General features: G+C 71.4%; 11 protein-coding genes. 10 read left to right on the plus strand and 1 reads right to left on the minus strand.

Going from position 1 to position 16,346, the window contains the following annotated elements:
* The first annotated feature begins 57 nt into the window (after positions 1-57).
* The 3 genes from rsmH to AB1046_RS01490 are packed head-to-tail and all read left to right on the plus strand — an operon-like array spanning position 58 to position 3,661.
* The gene (rsmH, locus tag AB1046_RS01480) at positions 58-1,101 is read left to right on the plus strand and encodes a 16S rRNA (cytosine(1402)-N(4))-methyltransferase RsmH (protein ID WP_369372011.1); all 1,044 of its coding nucleotides are present in this window, start codon (positions 58-60) and stop codon (positions 1,099-1,101) included.
* The gene (locus tag AB1046_RS01485) at positions 1,098-1,526 is read left to right on the plus strand and encodes a hypothetical protein (RefSeq protein ID WP_369372012.1); all 429 of its coding nucleotides are present in this window, start codon (positions 1,098-1,100) and stop codon (positions 1,524-1,526) included. The genes rsmH and AB1046_RS01485 overlap by 4 nt, the downstream gene beginning before the upstream one ends.
* Positions 1,523-3,661 carry a penicillin-binding transpeptidase domain-containing protein gene (locus tag AB1046_RS01490; RefSeq protein ID WP_369372013.1) on the plus strand — a complete coding sequence of 713 codons (2,139 nt, stop codon included), beginning with the start codon at positions 1,523-1,525 and terminating at the stop codon, positions 3,659-3,661. Before AB1046_RS01485 ends, AB1046_RS01490 begins: the two co-directional genes overlap by 4 nt.
* Positions 3,662-3,692: 31 nt before the next feature.
* On the opposite strand, the gene AB1046_RS01495 is transcribed toward AB1046_RS01490, so the two are convergent.
* Positions 3,693-4,340 (minus strand): TetR/AcrR family transcriptional regulator, encoded by a 648-nt coding sequence (locus tag AB1046_RS01495; RefSeq protein ID WP_369372014.1) that lies wholly within the window; start codon positions 4,338-4,340, stop codon positions 3,693-3,695.
* A gap of 91 nt (positions 4,341-4,431) precedes the next feature.
* Between AB1046_RS01495 and AB1046_RS01500 the strand changes: the two genes are divergently transcribed.
* From AB1046_RS01500 to AB1046_RS01530, 7 genes are all read left to right on the plus strand, one after another.
* Positions 4,432-7,026 (plus strand): beta-glucosidase, encoded by a 2,595-nt coding sequence (locus AB1046_RS01500; protein ID WP_369372015.1) that lies wholly within the window; start codon positions 4,432-4,434, stop codon positions 7,024-7,026.
* A gap of 52 nt (positions 7,027-7,078) precedes the next feature.
* Positions 7,079-8,749 carry an ABC transporter substrate-binding protein gene (locus AB1046_RS01505; protein ID WP_369372016.1) on the plus strand — a complete coding sequence of 557 codons (1,671 nt, stop codon included), beginning with the start codon at positions 7,079-7,081 and terminating at the stop codon, positions 8,747-8,749.
* Positions 8,749-9,825, plus strand: coding sequence for an ABC transporter ATP-binding protein (locus AB1046_RS01510; protein ID WP_369372018.1), 1,077 nt, complete (start codon positions 8,749-8,751; stop codon positions 9,823-9,825). The genes AB1046_RS01505 and AB1046_RS01510 overlap by 1 nt, the downstream gene beginning before the upstream one ends.
* Positions 9,822-10,805: an ABC transporter permease gene (locus tag AB1046_RS01515; RefSeq protein ID WP_369372020.1), complete on the plus strand. Its 984-nt coding sequence runs from the start codon at positions 9,822-9,824 to the stop codon at positions 10,803-10,805. Before AB1046_RS01510 ends, AB1046_RS01515 begins: the two co-directional genes overlap by 4 nt.
* A complete protein-coding gene (locus AB1046_RS01520) occupies positions 10,802-11,719 on the plus strand; it encodes an ABC transporter permease (protein ID WP_369372021.1) in 918 nt (305 codons plus the stop codon). The genes AB1046_RS01515 and AB1046_RS01520 overlap by 4 nt, the downstream gene beginning before the upstream one ends.
* The gene (locus AB1046_RS01525) at positions 11,716-12,798 is read left to right on the plus strand and encodes an ABC transporter ATP-binding protein (protein ID WP_369372022.1); all 1,083 of its coding nucleotides are present in this window, start codon (positions 11,716-11,718) and stop codon (positions 12,796-12,798) included. The genes AB1046_RS01520 and AB1046_RS01525 overlap by 4 nt, the downstream gene beginning before the upstream one ends.
* A 265-nt stretch (positions 12,799-13,063) precedes the next feature.
* A complete protein-coding gene (locus tag AB1046_RS01530) occupies positions 13,064-16,330 on the plus strand; it encodes a hypothetical protein (protein WP_369372023.1) in 3,267 nt (1,088 codons plus the stop codon).
* Positions 16,331-16,346: the final 16 nt, after the last annotated feature.

Genomic DNA, 16,346 nt, shown 5'->3' on the forward strand with positions numbered 1-16,346 from the left:
GCAGGGCAGCAGTACCAGGCAGCACCAGCAGGGCACGACGCAGGAGAGGAGACACCGATGAACGCGACCGACAACCGTCCCGGCACCAGCAGCGACGCCGCCGACCGCCACCTCCCGGTGCTGCTCCAGCGGTGCGTCGACCTGCTCGCACCGGCGCTCACCGAGCCCGGCTCGGTCCTCGTGGACTGCACGCTCGGCATGGGCGGGCACACCGAGGCCGTGCTGGAGCAGATCCCGACGGCCCGCGTCATCGGCATCGACCGGGACCCGCAGGCCCTCGCTCTCGCGGGCGCCCGGCTGGCTCGGTTCGGCGACCGGTTCACGCCCGTGCACGCGGTGTACGACGAGATCGTCGAGGTGGTCGACGAGCACGCCGGCGGCGCCGTCCAGGGTGTGCTCATGGACCTCGGGGTGTCCTCGCTGCAGCTCGACGAGGCTGATCGCGGCTTCGCGTACGCGCAGGACGCGCCGCTCGACATGCGCATGGACTCCACACAGGACCTGACCGCGGCCGACGTGCTCAACACGTACGACGAGCGCGACCTCGCGCGGATCCTGCGGGAGTACGGCGAGGAGCGGTTCGCCTCCAGGATCGCGAAGAACATCGTGCGCCGTCGGGCGGAGCGGGAGTGGGACCGCAGCGGCGAGCTCGTCGAGCTGCTGCGCGCCGCCATCCCCGCGGCCACCCGTAAGACGGGCGGTCACCCGGCCAAGCGCACCTTCCAGGCCCTACGGATCGAGGTGAACGGTGAGCTCGAGGTTCTGGAGCGCGCCGTGCCCGCCGCGATCGAGGCGCTCGCGGTCGGTGGCCGGATCGTCGTGGAGTCGTACCAGTCGCTGGAGGACCGGATAGTCAAGCGCGCGATAGCGCAGGGTACGACGTCGTCCGCGCCGTCCGGCCTGCCCGTCGAGCCCGAGACCCACCGGCCCTATCTCGAGGCGCTCACCCGGGGCGCGGAGGAAGCCGACGCCGAGGAGCTGGAGCGCAACCCGCGCTCGGCCTCGGTCCGGCTCCGCGCCGCCCGGCGTCTGCGCCCCACACCTGAACACCTGCGCAACCGCACTGCCACGCACCACACAGCGAAGGAGGACCGCCGATGAGTGCCACCACTGCCGCGACGGCCCGCGCCGCCCGTCCGGCCGAGCTGCCCCGCACCCGCCGGGCGCCGCTCACCGCCATCTCCGGGGGTGCCGCCCAGGGCGGCCGCCGCCTGGATGCCGTTCGCGCGCCGCTGCACGCGAAGAGCCGGGTGCCCTTCTTCGTGCTGTGCGCGACCCTGATGATCGTGTCGCTCGTGGCGGTGCTCGTGCTGAACACCACCCTGGCCCGCGGTTCCTACGAGATGTCCAGGCTGCAGGGTGAGGTCGCGCAGACCGCCCAGGACGTGCAGGGGCTCCGGGAGGACCTGAGCGCGGCCGAGACGGGCCTGGACGACAAGGCCCGCGGCCTCGGCATGGTGCCGGCAGAGAACCCGACGATGATCAGTGTCCTGACCGGCAAGGTGGTGGAGGGGACCGGCCAGTGACCCGGCCGACGTCGGACCCGGGTCGGCAGCGCGCCCCAGCGGGGCGTGCTGCCGGCCCGCGTTCTGCGCAGCCGCGTGCCGCGCAGCCGCGCCGGGCGCAGCCCGGCGGGACCTCGAAGCCTCAGCCCAGGAAGCCACAGGCCAAGGCCGAGCCCAAGAAGGCCCAGCCCAAGGCCCAGCCCAAGAAGCCGCAGGCCACGGCGCAGTCCAAGAAGCCTCAGCCCAAGAGGCCTCAAGCCAAAGCCCAGCCGAAGAAGGCCCAGCCGCGTGCGACCAGCACCCGGCTGGGCCTTCAGGCGCCCGAGTCCGCCCGGCGGGGGACGGGCCAGCCTCGCCCCGCCCGGTCCCGGGTGGCGCGACCGCTGCCGCCCCGGCCGGGCCGGCCGGAGATGCGGCAGCGCTGGCTCGTCGGCATCGCGGCCGTGGTGGTGCTGATCTTCCTGGTCCGGCTGTTCCACGTGCAGCTCGTCGAGGGCCCGAGCCTTGCCGAGCGGGCTCAGGCGGAGCGCACCGCGACCGCGGTGACGCCGGCGCACCGGGGTGACATCACGGATGCGAACGGGGTGATGCTCGCAACCTCGGTGGACCGCTACACGGTGGTCGGCGACCCGGTGGCGATCGAGGACTTCCGGGGCACGGCCCGGGGGGTGGACGCGGACGGCGAGATGATCGAGGACGGCGCCCTGGGCATCGCCCAGCTGCTCGCGCCGCTCCTCGACGTGCCGAAGAACGAGCTCGCGGCCCAGCTCGTGGGCGACTCCCGCTACGAGGTGCTCGCGCGGAACGTCGTGCCGGAGGTGCAGCGCGCCATCGCCGGCCTGGAGATCCGCGCCTACGTCCGGACCGACCTCACCTCCCGGCGTACCTACCCCTCGGGTTCGGTGGCGGGTTCGCTGGTCGGCTTCGTGGACGACCAGCAGATCGGGCGGGGCGGCATCGAGGCGGCGTACGACGACCTGCTGTCGGGCACGGCCGGCTCGGACACGTACGAGCGCAGCCTCGACGGCCTGCGCATCCCGGCCGCGGGGCAGGAGTCGGTCCCGGCGGTGCCGGGGGACAACGTCCAGCTCTCGCTGGTGCACGACATCCAGTGGAAGGCGCAGGACGCGATCGACGAGGCGCAGAGCGAGACCGGGGCGGAGTACGGAATCGCGATCGTGCAGGACATCCGGACGGGTGAGATCGTCGCGCTCGCGGACTCGGGCGCGGTGGACCCGAACGACCGGTCGACGGCGGCCGTCGCCGGCGGTTCGCGCGCCGTGCAGGCCATCTTCGACCCGGGCTCCACGGGCAAGGTGATCACGATGGCCGCGGCGCTGGAGGGCGGCTACTGGACGCCGGAGAGCCAGTTCAGCGTGCCCTACGCGTACACGACCCCGAACGGGCAGACGTTCCACGACTCGCACGAGCACCCGGTCCAGCGGCTCACCCTGACGGGCATCCTCGCGCAGTCGTCCAACACGGGGACGGTCCAGGCCGGCGAGAGCATCCCGATCCAGACCCGGCAGGACTTCCTGGAGAGGTTCGGGTTCGGGCAGCCGACCGGCCTGGGCCTGCCGGGTGAGTCCATCGGCCTCATGCCGCCCGCCGACGTCGCCGACTGGGACGGGCGCACGCAGTACACGGTGATGTTCGGGCAGGGCCTGTCCGTCAACGCCATGCAGGCGACCAGCGTCTACTCGACGGTGGCGAACGGTGGCGTGCGGATGACGCCGACGCTCTTCAAGGGCTCGACGAGCCCGGACGGCACGGAGACGCCGGCCGAGCGCGAGTCGGGGGAGCGGGTGATCTCGGAGGACACCGCCGACACCCTCCTGCGGATGATGGAGACCGTGACCGAGGACGGCGGTACGGGTGTCAACGCCGTGGTGCCGGGCTACCGGGTGGCGGGCAAGACCGGTACCGCGCAGATGCCGGCCGGCAACGGCTGGACGTACATGGCGTCGTTCATCGGTGTCGCACCGGCCGACGACCCCCGGTACACCGTCGCCGTGTTCCTCAAGAGCCCGCAGAGCTCGATCTTCGGCGGCGACGTCGCCGCCCCGGTGTTCAGCGACATCATGGGGTTCACGTTGCAGAAGATGGACGTGCCGCCGAGCACCACCGAGCAGGAGCCGCTCGCGACCGAGTGGTGACCCGGGTCCGGGTGGTGGGGTCGGCGGGCGGTCAGGCGCTCGCGATCCGGACGGTGCTCCCCAGGGTGGCCGTCAGGATGGACTCGATGGCGAACCCGGTGGCCGCCTCGAGGTCGACGGCCTCCGGGTCGAGCAGCCACTGCAGCTGAAGGCCGTCCATGACGGCGATCACCGCGGCGGCGGCCCGCTCGGGCTCGCTCTCCGGCAGGGTCACCTCACGCTCGGCGGCAAGCTGGCGCACGGCCTGGGAGATCTCGCCGCGCAGCACGGCGAACCGCTCGGCGACCCAGGTCGACGCCGGGTGCCCGTCGGTCACGGACTCACCGGTGAGCACCGCGTACGCCTGCACGATGCCGCGCCGGTCGGCGTTGAGCCGCGCGGTCGTGACCAGGTGGTGGAACAGGTCGATGCCGCCCGGGATGTGCTTGCCCTCGAGGTGCTGCACGTCCACGCGGTCGCGGTACTCGAGCACCTCCCACAGCAGCTTGTCCTTGCTGCCGAAGTGGTGCAGCACCCCGGCATGGGTGATGCCGACCTGGGCGGCGACGTCGACGAGCGAGCCCTGGTGATAACCCTTGGACCCGAAAACCCGCGTGGCAGCGGCGAGGATCTCCTCCCGGCGCTGGGTGCGGCTGGGCCGCTTGGCCTTCGGGGCAGCCTGCTCGGTCGCTTCTGACATGCCCTCACGATACAGAAGTTTGCGGGCTTACTTACCAGTAAGTAAGTGTGGTTGAATGCGGTCAGCCGTCCGACGCTGAACGGAGAAACAGTTGTCATCGCAGGCAATCACCAAGCAAGCCATCGCCCCGGAGCCCGAGCTGCTCCGCCTCCTCGACGAGCTCTCTGCCGAGGAGAAGGTGTCGCTCGTCGTGGGCGCCGCCATGTGGGCGACCACGGCTGTGCCCCGCCTCGGGCTCGAGCCGGTGGTGATGTCCGACGGCCCCGTCGGGGTACGCGGCCCGAACGGCGGGACGTCGGCGATGTTCCCCGCCCCGTCGGCGCTCGCGGCCACGTGGGACCTGGACCTGGCGCGGCGTTCGGGCACGCTGTTCGCGGCCGAGGCGCGGCGCCACGGCGTCGACGTCGTGCTCGCCCCGCAGGTGAACCTGCAGCGCACGCCCGTGGGCGGGCGGCACTTCGAGTGCTACTCCGAGGACCCGCACCTGACGGCCGAGATCGCGGTGGCGCTCGTCGGCGCCGCGCAGGAGCAAGGCGTCGGTATGTGCGTCAAGCACTACATCGCCAACGACTCCGAGACCGAGCGCACCCGCTACATCGCGCGCCTGGACGAGCGGACGCTGCGCGAGACCTACCTGGCGCCCTTCGAGCGGCTGGTGCACGAGGTCAACCCCTGGTCCGTCATGGGTGCCTACAACGGCGTCGACATCGGGGGCGTCTCCGCGCCGATGCTGGAGCACCGGCCCCTGGTGGTCGACCTGCTCAAGGAGGAGCTGGGCTACGACGGCCTGTTCGTCAGCGACTGGGTGGCCACCCAGTCCGTGGCGCCCGCCGTGCGCGGCGGGCTCGACCTGCAGATGCCCGGTCCGGACGGCCCCTGGGGCGACGGCCTCCTCGCCGCCGTCCGCTCCGGCGAGGTCGCGCAGGAGGAGCTCGACGACAAGGTGCTGCGCCTGCTGCGCCTGGCCCGCCGCACGGGCCGCCTGGTCCTCCCCGAGGACGAGGCCTCTGCCGTGGGCGCGAACGGTGCGCCCAGGACAGGACAGGAGTCGGCGGCGGTCACGCCCACGACAACGTCCCAGAGCCTGCTCCGGGAGCTGGTCGCCCGCTCCGTCGTCGTACTGAAGGACGACGCCGGTCTGGTGCCGCTCGTGCAGGACGTGGCCCGCCCGCTGCGCGTCGCGCTGCTGGGCCCCGCAGCCGTCGAGCCGTTCTTCCAGGGCGGCGGCTCCTCGTTCGTGCAGCCGGACCGCCTCACCTACCCCGCCGACGAGCTGCGCGCCGCACTGCCGCAGGGCTCCGAGGTGACGCTGCTCGCAGGCGCCCGCGCGCTGCGCAACCCGCCGGAGCTCGACGTCGACCGGTGCACCGACCCGGTCGCCGGCGGGCCCGGCCTGCACGTGGCGCTGCTCGCGGCCGACGGCAGCACGCTCGAGGAGTACACGGCCCACGAGTGGACCGGCTGGCTGCACGACGTGCGGCCCGACGCCGACACCGTCCGCCTGCGGGCCCAGGTCCGCCTCGACGAGCCGGGCACGCACGAGCTGGGTGTCGGCACCGTCGGTGTGCACAGCGTGCTCGTCGACGACGCCGAGGTCGCGGCCGGCAGCACCCGCGTGGACGAGGACATCGTGCTCTCCTCGGGGCACAACCACCCGATCGCGAAGGTCGCCACCGCGAGCGGCACCGCCGTCATGGACGCGACCCTCCAGGTGGTGCACGCCGTGGGCTACGGGCACTTCGTGCGCGCCGCCCTCGTGCACCGGCTGCCCGGTGCGTCGCTCGAGGAGCAGCTGACCCGCGCGGTCGATGCCGCCGCGGCCGCCGACGTCGCCGTCGTGCTGATCGGTACGACCGCCGAGGTCGAGTCCGAGGGCTACGACCGGCCCGACCTGGACCTCCCCGGCAACCAGGACGAGCTCGTGCGCCGCGTGGTGGCGGCCAACCCGCGCACCGTCGTCGTCGTCAACGCCGGGGCGCCCGTGCTGCTGCCCTGGCTCGACGACGTACCCACCGTCCTGTGGGCCTGGCTGCCCGGGCAGGAGACGGGCACGGCGCTCGCCGACGTGCTGACCGGCGCCACCGAGCCGTCCGGGCGCCTGCCCTGGACGCTGCCCGCACGCTTCGAGGACGTCCCGGTGCCGCACGCGCGGCCCGTGGCCGGCGTCGTCGACTACACCGAGGGGACCGACGTCGGCTACCGGGCCTGGGAGCGCCGGCTTGAGGCCGGCCCCGACGGCGCTGCGCCGTCCGGCCCCGCACCCGCCGCGCCGTTCGGGCACGGCCTGGGCTGGACCACCTGGGAGTACGAGGACGCAGTCCTCGCCTGGGGAGAGGCGCGCGATGCCCCCAAGACCCTGACCGTCTACGTGACGGTCCGGAACACCGGCCGCCGCGCGGGCCGCGAGGTGGTACAGGTATATGTCGAGGCACCCGACGGCGGCCCGAGCCGCCCCGTGCGGTGGCTCGGCGGCTTCGCGGTCGCGGACGTGCCCGCCATGGGCAGCGCCACGGTCCGGGTACCCGTCCCGGCCCGGGCGCTGCAGGTCTGGGACCCGCAGGCCAAGGGCTGGACCACGCCGCCGGGCACCTACCGGCTGCGTACCGGCAGGTCCGTGGGAGACCTGCGACTGACCAACGAGCTGACAGTCCGACCCGGGGAAGATCCCGGCGCCGGAACCAGGTGATCACACACACCATCCGTCCCGCACCCGTGGGACGCGTGCAAGGAGGCACACCGTGAGGATTCAAAAGCACGTCGCCGCGGCCGCAGCCGCGGCAGCCATCGCGCTGCTGGCCACGGCCTGCAGCGGAGGCGGTGGCGGTAACGAGACGCCTGCCGGTGGCGGGGAGACCCTGACCGTCGGTATGCCGAACGGCGTCCAGACCGAGAACCACAGCCCGTTCGCGACCGGTTCGTCCGCGCTCTCGCTCGGCTACGCGTTCACGATCTACGAGCCGCTGATGATGCGTAACCAGGCCAACCCGGCCGAGGAGCCGCTGCCCTGGCTCGCCGACAGCGTGGTCTGGAACGAGGACTTCACCGAGGCGGTCATCACGCCGCACGAGGGCATCACCTGGTCGGACGGCGAGGAGTTCACCGCCGACGACATCGCGTTCTCGATCCAGCTCCGCCAGGACTTCGAGGCGCTGAACACCGGCGCCCTGCCCTACGACACGGTCGAGACCGACGGCAGCACCGTCACCGTCACGTTCACCGCCGGCCAGTTCGTCAACCAGTCCAAGCTGTACGACCTGGTCATGGTGCCGGAGCACATCTGGGCCGACGTCGAGGACCCGACCACGGACACCAACCCCGACCCCGTGGGTACCGGCCCGTACACGCTGGAGTCCTGGACGCCGCAGGCCGCCACCGTCGTGGCCCGCGACGACTACTGGGGCGGCGAGCCCGCCGTCCCGGAGATCCGGTACTCGTCGTACAACGACAACAACGCCCTGACCACGGCCCTGACCACCGGTGAGGCGCAGTGGGGCTGGACGTTCATCGCCGACTTCGAGAACGTCTACATCGCCCAGGACCCCGAGCACTACAACCAGTTCGCCGCAGGCGCCCTCGGCATCGACGTGCTCTACCTGAACAACGAGACCAAGCCGTTCAACGACCTGGCCTTCCGGCAGGCGCTGAACATGGTGATCGACCGCCAGGAGCTTGTCGACGTCGCGACGTCCGGCGTGAACCCCGCGCTGACCAGCGTCACCGGCATGCCGATGCCCGCGGGTGAGCCGTTCCTCGCCGAGGACTACGCCGGCGAGGAGTACGCCGTCGACGTCGAAGGCGCCCGCACCCTCCTGGAGGACGCCGGCTACACCTGGGACGGCGAGCAGCTCGTCGACCCCGACGGTGAGGACGTCTCCTTCGAGCTGGTCAACCCGGCCGGCTGGAACGACTACCTGACCGCGCTCGACCTCATCAAGAACTCGGCCGCCGAGCTCGGCGTCACCGCCACGGTCAACCCCGTCAACCAGGACGGCTGGTTCGCCGACATCATCCCGCCGGGCGACTTCCAGGCCACCCTGCACTGGACCGACGGCGGCGCCACCCCCTGGGACATGTACGCCGACATCATGGACGGCGCGCAGTACGTCGAGGCGGGCCAGCCGGCCACCTGGAACTTCGGCCGGTTCCAGAACGACGACGCCACCGCGGCGCTCGCCGACTACGCTTCCGCGACCGACGACGCCACGCGCACCGAGGCGCTCGCCACGATCCAGCAGGTCTTCGTCGAGGAGGTGCCGGGCATCGCCATCTGGACGCGCCCGGCCACCGCGCAGTACTCGACGCAGAACTACGTGGGCTGGCCCTCCGAGGAGGACCCGTACAACCAGCCGCAGCCCACCGGGGTGCAGGCCGCCCAGATCCTGATGAACCTCGAGCCCGCGGAAGGCTGATGAGTCAGAGCACACCGGTGCTGGCCGCGCACGGCCTCACCAAGCACTTCCGAGCGGGCGGGCGCCGCGTCAGCGGTGGCTCGCCCGCCCGGGCGATCCACGCCGTGGACGGCGTGGACCTCGAGCTCCACCGCGGCCAGGTCCTGGCCGTGGTGGGGGAGTCGGGTTCCGGCAAGTCCACGGTTGCCCGCCTGCTGGCCGGGTTGATCCCGATCACGGCCGGCCAGGTGCTGCTGGACGGCGCCGACGCGCGGGTGCGCGGCCGGCGGGCGTTCCGCGCGTACGTGCGGCGCGTGCAGATGATCTTCCAGGACCCGTTCGCCTCCCTGAACCCCGTGCACCCGGTGCGCTACACGCTCACCCGGGCGCTACGCCTGCACCGGAAGCAGTCAACCGGCGGCAAGCTGCGGGGCAAGGAGCTGGAGGCGGCCCTGACCGAGCTGCTGGAGCGTGTGCACCTCACGCCAGCCGCACGGTACGTCGACTCCTACCCGCACGAGCTGTCCGGCGGGCAGCGGCAGCGCATCTCCATCGCGCGGGCGCTCGCCGCCGACCCCGAGGTGCTGCTCGCGGACGAGCCCGTCTCGATGCTGGACGTCTCGATCCGCCTGGGGATCCTCAACCTCCTGGCGGACCTGCGCGACCGGCTCGGGATCGCCGTCCTGTACATCACCCACGACATCGCGTCCGCGCGCTACTTCGCCGACCGGACCACCGTGCTGTACGCGGGGCAGGTCGTGGAGACCGGGGACAGCGAGTCGGTCACCCAGGAGCCGCTGCACCCCTACACGCGGCTGCTGGTCGCGTCCGCCCCAGACCCCGACGACCTGGCGGGCGCCGGCGCGGCTGCCGCGCGGGACCAGGGGACCGGCGGTGAGCCGCCGAGCCTCGTCGACCCGCCGCCCGGGTGCCGGTTCGCCCCGCGCTGCCCGTTCGCGAACGACCTGTGCCGGAGCGAGACGCCGGAGCTGATCGAGGTCTCGGCCGGACGGTCGGCCGCCTGCTGGGGCTACTCCGACCGGGACGACCGGCCCGACGTGGTCGCCGCCGTCCGACACGGGGAGGCGGCCGCATGAGGTTCCTCCTGAGGAGGGTCGTGTTCTACGCGCTGACCGCGTGGGCCGCGATCACCATCAACTTCTTCATCCCCCGCATGCTGCCCGGCGACCCCGTGACGGCCCTGCTGGGCCGCATGCAGGGCCGCATCGACAGCAATGCCGAGCACTCGCTGCGAGTCCTGTTCGGTCTAGACCAGGACACCACTCTGTGGCAGCAGTACCTCGACTACTGGGGCCTGCTCTTCCGGGGCGACCTCGGGCTGTCCTTCACGCACTTCCCGACGCCGGTCGCCGACATCGTGAACCAGTCGCTGCCGTGGACGGTGGGGCTGGTCGGCGTCGCCACGATCATCGCGTTCGTCATCGGCTCGCTCATCGGCACGTTCCTCGGCTGGCGCCGCGGCACGTGGGCCGACGGGCTGCTGCCAGTGGCCACGTTCTTCCAGGCCGTGCCGTACTTCTGGCTCGGGCTGATCACCATCGCCGTGCTGTCCGTGAACCTGGGCTGGTTCCCGTCCAGCGGCAGCTACGACCGCGGTCTGGTGCCCTCGTTCTCCGGGGAGTTCATCGGCTCGGTCATCTACTACGGATTCCTGCCCGCCCTCACGGTGGTGCTGTCCTCCGTGGCCGGCTGGGTGCTCGGCATGCGCAACATGATGGTGACGGTCTCCTCGGAGGACTACGTCACCGTCGCGCACGCCAAGGGCCTGCCCGAGCGGCAGGTCATGCTCGGCTACGCGGCGCGCAACGCCGTGCTGCCCCAGGTCTCCAGCTTCGCGCTGTCCCTCGGGTTCGTGGTCGGCGGCACGCTCATCATGGAGATGGTGTTCTCCTACCAGGGCATCGGCTACACGCTCTACCAGGCCGTCTCCACCCACGACTACCCCCTGATGCAGGGCTGCTTCCTGGTCATCACCCTGTCCGTCCTCGTGGCGAACATGGTGGCCGACCTCGCCTACGCCCTGCTCGACCCCCGCACCCGGACGGAGGACCGATGAACAACCGGCTGATGTTCCTGCGCAACGGCAAGGTGATCGCCGGCCTGGTCATCCTCGGATTCTTCACGCTGCTCGCGCTGTTCGGCCCGTGGCTCTCGCCCTACGACCCCAACCAGGTGAGCGACGCCCTGCTCACCCCGCCGTCCGCGGCGCACTGGCTCGGCACCGACCACACGGGCCGCGACATCCTGTCGCAGATCATCGTCGGCGCTCGCGGTGTGCTCGTCGTCGGCCTGGTGGCCGGGGTGAGCGCAACCGTGGTGGGCGTGCTCATCGGCGTCACCGCCGGGTTCGTCGGCGGCATCGGCGACGAGTCGCTGTCCGCGCTGTCGAACATGTTCCTCGTGATCCCGCAGCTGCCGCTGATCATCCTGATCGCCGCCCAGCTGCCGTCCGCCGGCGGGCTCACCGTCGCCCTGGTCATCGGTGCCACGGGCTGGGCGTGGGGCGCACGCGTGCTGCGCGCCCAGACGCTGTCGCTGCGCAAGCGCGACTTCGTGGAGGCCGCCCGGGCCAACGGGGAGCACACCTGGCGTCTGGTGCTCGTCGAGGTCATGCCCAACCTGACGGCCGTGATCGCCTCCGGGTTCGTGGGCACCGTGACATTCGCGGTGCTGTCCCAGGTCACCCTGTCGTTCATCGGCATCACGCCGGTCAGCGACTGGAACTGGGGCACCATCCTGTTCTGGGCGCAGAACAACCTCGCGCTGCAGCGCGGCGCGTGGTGGTGGTTCGTGCCCGCGGGCGCTTGCATCGCCCTGCTCGGCATGGCCCTGACCCTGGTCAACTTCGGTATCGACGAGATCGTCAACCCCCGCCTGCGGTCCACCGGCCAGCACGCGCGCTCGCTGCGTCGCCGGGGTATCCGGCCGCGTGTGGGGTTCACCCCGGTGGTGCGGGAGGCACGGTCATGAGCTCGACGGAGATCCGTACACAGACGAGTACGCACGCCCCGGTGGTGACGCCGTCGGACCCGGTCCTGGAGATCCGGAACCTGAGCGTCGACTACGGGTTCGGCGACGATCCCACGCACGTGCTGCGGGACGTCTCGCTGACCTTGCGTCGCGGCGAGGTGCTGGGGCTGGCGGGGGAGTCGGGCTGCGGCAAGTCGACCCTGGCGTACGCGGCCACCCGGCTGCTGGCCCCGCCCGGCCTCATCACGGGCGGCGAGGTGTGGCTCACGGGCCGCGACGGCAAGCGGGCCGACCTGCTGGCCCTGTCCGACACGGACCTGCGCGCCACCCGCTGGCGGGACATCGCCATCGTGTTCCAGGGCGCGATGAGCTCGCTCAACCCGGTGTACCGGGTGGACAAGCAGCTCGTCGACGGCATCATTGCGCACCGGCCGCGGATGCCGCGGGCGGAGGCCCGGGAGCGGGCGGCGGAGCTGCTGCGGCTCGTCGGTATCTCGGCCGACCGGCTGCGGTCGTACCCCCACCAGCTCTCCGGGGGCATGCGGCAGCGCGTGATGATCGCGATGGCGCTCGCCCTGGAGCCCCAGGTGCTCATCATGGACGAGCCCACGACGGCGCTCGACGTCGTCATGCAGCGCCAGATCCTGGAGCAGGTGATGGAGCTGCGCGAGCGCCTGGGGTTCGCCGTCATCCTCATCACGCACGACGTGTCCCTGCTGGTCGAGGTCGCCGACCGCATCGCGGTGATGTACGCGGGCGAGATCGTCGAGACGGCGTCCGCGCGCGACGTCTACGCGCGGCCGCGGCACCCGTACTCGGCGGGGCTGCTCGGGTCGTTCCCCCCGTTGCACGGGCCGCGGCGGGAGCTGACCGGGATTCCGGGGGCGCCGCCGGACCTGTCGAAGCGGCCACCCGGGTGCCCGTTCGCTCCGCGGTGCCCGCACGTCATGGACGTGTGCCGGGTTGAGCTCCCTGTACTGGGGCGGACGGCGCAGGCCGAGGAGGGCCGGCTGGTGGCGTGCCACCTGCACACCGCTGCTGGGGTCGGGGAGAAGCTGCCGGACCTGTTGGCGCGGTAGGGCTCTTGGCCCGGGGGCGGTGCGGGCCCCGGGGAGAGATATAGCCGTAGGGGTGTGTCAGCTGTGCGTAGACAATGTCTACGCACAGCTGACACACCCCGTTGCGGTATTCCCGCCCGCTGCCTGTAGATCGATCAGGCGTGGGAGTAGCGCTGAAGTTCACCCCTTGCCAGGGGAAGTTCACCCTGCTGTCAGTAAAGAGACAGTCTTTCTCGCCCATAACCTCCTTCCTGTGGATATTCCGGGCTTGGGTGGTGCGCGCCGCATGGCCGCGACGGTGTGGGGACGGGCGGCGCGAGGGGTCCGGACGCGGGCAGGCACCGCCGTTGCTTCGGTGACGGCGCTGGTGGTGCTCGCGACGGGGGCGTCGGCGCTGGTCGCGACCGGTGGCGCCGACGGCGTGCTGTCCGCGATGGGTCTGGACGACGAGCCCGTGCTGGAGTGCGCGGTCGAGGAACCCACGATGCCGGAGGCCCTGGCGACCGCCGCCCGGTGCGGGCACGAGGTCGAGGCGCTGGACGAGAAGACCCCATGGCAGGCGTACTTCGGCCAGCCGTCGGGTCAGGTGCGCCTTGAGGTCGGGAGCAGCGCGATCGAGTCCGACGCCGACGGGGACGGCGTGTTTGAGCCCGTCGAGACCGCGGTCGTCGAGGACGAGTCAGGCCGCCTGAGCCCCGCCGCCCCCGCGGTGGCGATGAGCTTCTCGCCGGGCGGCGCCGACGCCGCCGTCGAACCGGAAGTGCTGGCGACGATGACCTCCGCGGACGGCCAGGTCCTGGACGTCGAGGCGCCGTTCGAGCTGACCGAGCCCGTCGTGGACGGTGACCGGATCGTCTATCCGGACGTCCTGTCCGTCGACGGCGAGCCGACCGGCGTCGACCTCGTCGTCATCGTGAACGCCGACGGGTCCGGATTCAGCCAGGTGCTGCGGATCGCGGACGAGGAGGCGGCGCGGAATCCGCGCCTCGCGGAGCTCGGCGCCGATCTTGGCTTTGGCGTGAGCGCGACGGATGCCGGCGGCGCGGACCTGGACGTCACGAGCGCGGCCGGGGCGTTCACGGTGACCGATCCGGGAGCGGTCGAGCCCGAGGCGGACGCCGACGGCGCGGACGTGTTCCGGTCGTCCCGCCCGTTGATCTGGACCTCGGAGCAACCTGCCGAGGAGCAGCCTGCGGAGGAACAGTCCGCAGAGGCGCAGCCCATGGACCAGGGCGCGGCAGCTTACGCGGGTTCGGCGACGTCGTTCGACGCAGGAGCGCCCTCGCCCTCCCCGTCGGCGTCCGCCGCCCCGGACCCAGAGGATCCGCTGGACGGGCCGCTGGTACCGACCGCCGTCGTGGAGGTTCCGGCGGAGGACGCGGACTCCGAAGACCCCGTGGTCGGCGCCGCGATCGAGACCGCGGCAGAGGACGAGTCGACGGCGTTCCCCATGTTCGCCGCCCTTGCGGTGTCGGGAACGCTCGTCGAGGTCACGGCTGTGCGCAGCGCGTGGCCGGACAGCTCTTCCTCGTACCAGTTCGACGGCGACTCCGGCGTCGGCCGGTGCTTGGCGCCGGACCCGTACGCGGGGTACCAGTGCGGGCTGACCAGCACGCACCGGATCATGTACGAGTTCGGCGGCCTGGGCGGGGTGGGGAGCCTGGCGTCGTCGGACGTCACGAAGGCCGTCTTCAACATCAACGCCACCTTCTCGTACAACTGTGACAAGACGGGGGTCTGGGTCTACCAGAACGGCTCGAACGCGGTCAGCTCGGCTACGACCTGGAACAACCGCGGGTCATGGTCGACGAGGCTCGCCTCGGCGCTGGTGACGCACCGGTCGGACTGTGCGGGCATGGTGCGGTCGGTCGGGTTCGACGTCACGGCGGGCGCGAAGAAGGTCGCTTCGTCGAACTGGTCGTTGCTGACCCTGGGTGTCCGGTCGGCGAACGAGACCAACATGGTCGGCTGGAAGCGGTACATCGGCCGCAACGACGGCAACGGGGGTGTCGGCCCGCGGGCGACGCTGTCGGTCACCTACAACCGCGCACCTGGTATCCCGTCGAGCTTGACGACGTGGTTCGGCAAGTCGGACTACTCCTGCAAGACCGGGACGGACCGTCCGGTGCTGCGCACGAACATGCCGAGACTCTCGGCGTTCATCCGCGACCCGGACGGTAACGCGACCAAGGCGCGGTTCCAGGTCTGGCGGGTCTCCAGCAACGTTCAGGTGTGGGGCGCCTACATGCCGTCCTACCTGGGCTCGGGGCGCACGCACAAGATTCAGGTGCCGACCGGCGAGGTGCTCTCCAACGTCGTCTACAAGTGGCGTGTCCTGGCCAAGGACTCCACGGGACGCGAGGGCTCGTGGTCCAAGTGGTGCGAGTTCACCGTGGACATCATGAAGCCTGACCCACCGAGCATCGAACCCGTGACCAGCGGTTCGGGCGTGGAGGCGGTGTACACGGACGACAACAACGAGTCCGGCGGCATCGGGCTGACGGGCAAGTTCAGGTTCGGCCGGTCGGGCAACGCGGACGTCGTCCGGTTCGTGTACGGGTTCGGCGACGCCTTGACGCCGAAGTCGGTCGCAACCTCCTCCGGGGGCACGGCGGTGGTCTCCTTCACCCCGACCAAGCCGGGCCCGTTGACCGTGTACGCACGGTCTGTCGACCGCGCGGGCAACATCTCCGAGCCGGCGAAATACGTCATCGACGTCGCCGCCCCGCTGGCCACTCAGGTCTGGCGGACCGACGAGGGCACGGGCACGACGGCGGCCGACTCGGTCGGCGGGCTGGGATCGCAGCCCCTGGAGTTCGCCGGCACCAGTGGCGGCCTCCCGACGTGGGGCGATGGACCGCATGAACTGTTCGGGTCTCGGTCCGGGGACCGCGCCGTGGTTTTCGACGGCGTGGACGACCGGGCCTCCACGGTTAACCGTGTCGTGGACACGAGCAAGCCGTTCGTCGTCAGCGCGCACGTCTGGCTGGATCCGGCAGCCGACCTCGCCGCGCCGCACGTCGCGCTGTCTCAGAACGGGGCGGGAACCAGCCCGTTCACGTTGGGCTACCGCCCATCGTGTGCGTCGGTGGGTGGGGACCCGTGCTGGGCGTTCTTCATGTTCCAGACCGACAGCAACGCACCGACCGCAGTACAGGCACAGTCGTCGTTCCGGGCAGTGCCGGGACAGTGGGTCCACCTGACCGGGTCGTTCGACGACGCCTCCAAGAAGCTCACGCTGTGGGCGTGCGAGGTGGGTACACCCGAGCAGCCGAAGCCTGCGGAGCCGATCAAGTCGGTCTCGACCACCACGGTGACGACGCCCTGGACCTTGGACCGGCCGTTCGTCGTGGGCCGCCGGTGGTATGCGGGCGCGATGGACAACTTCTGGCAGGGCCGGATCGACAACGTGCGGGTCTTCGACGGGCAGATCGTGGCGGAGAACAAGGTCCGCCGGTTGTGCCAGGGCGCTGACGACATCGACTTCGTGGGTGGCGCCCCGGCGCTGGATCCGACCATCAAGGACAAGTCCGTCGAGGAGCTGAGCCAGTGACCGCGCGAGGAGCGAG

The sequence above is a fragment of the Promicromonospora sp. Populi genome (assembly GCF_041081105.1).
Lineage (GTDB): Bacteria > Actinomycetota > Actinomycetes > Actinomycetales > Cellulomonadaceae > Promicromonospora.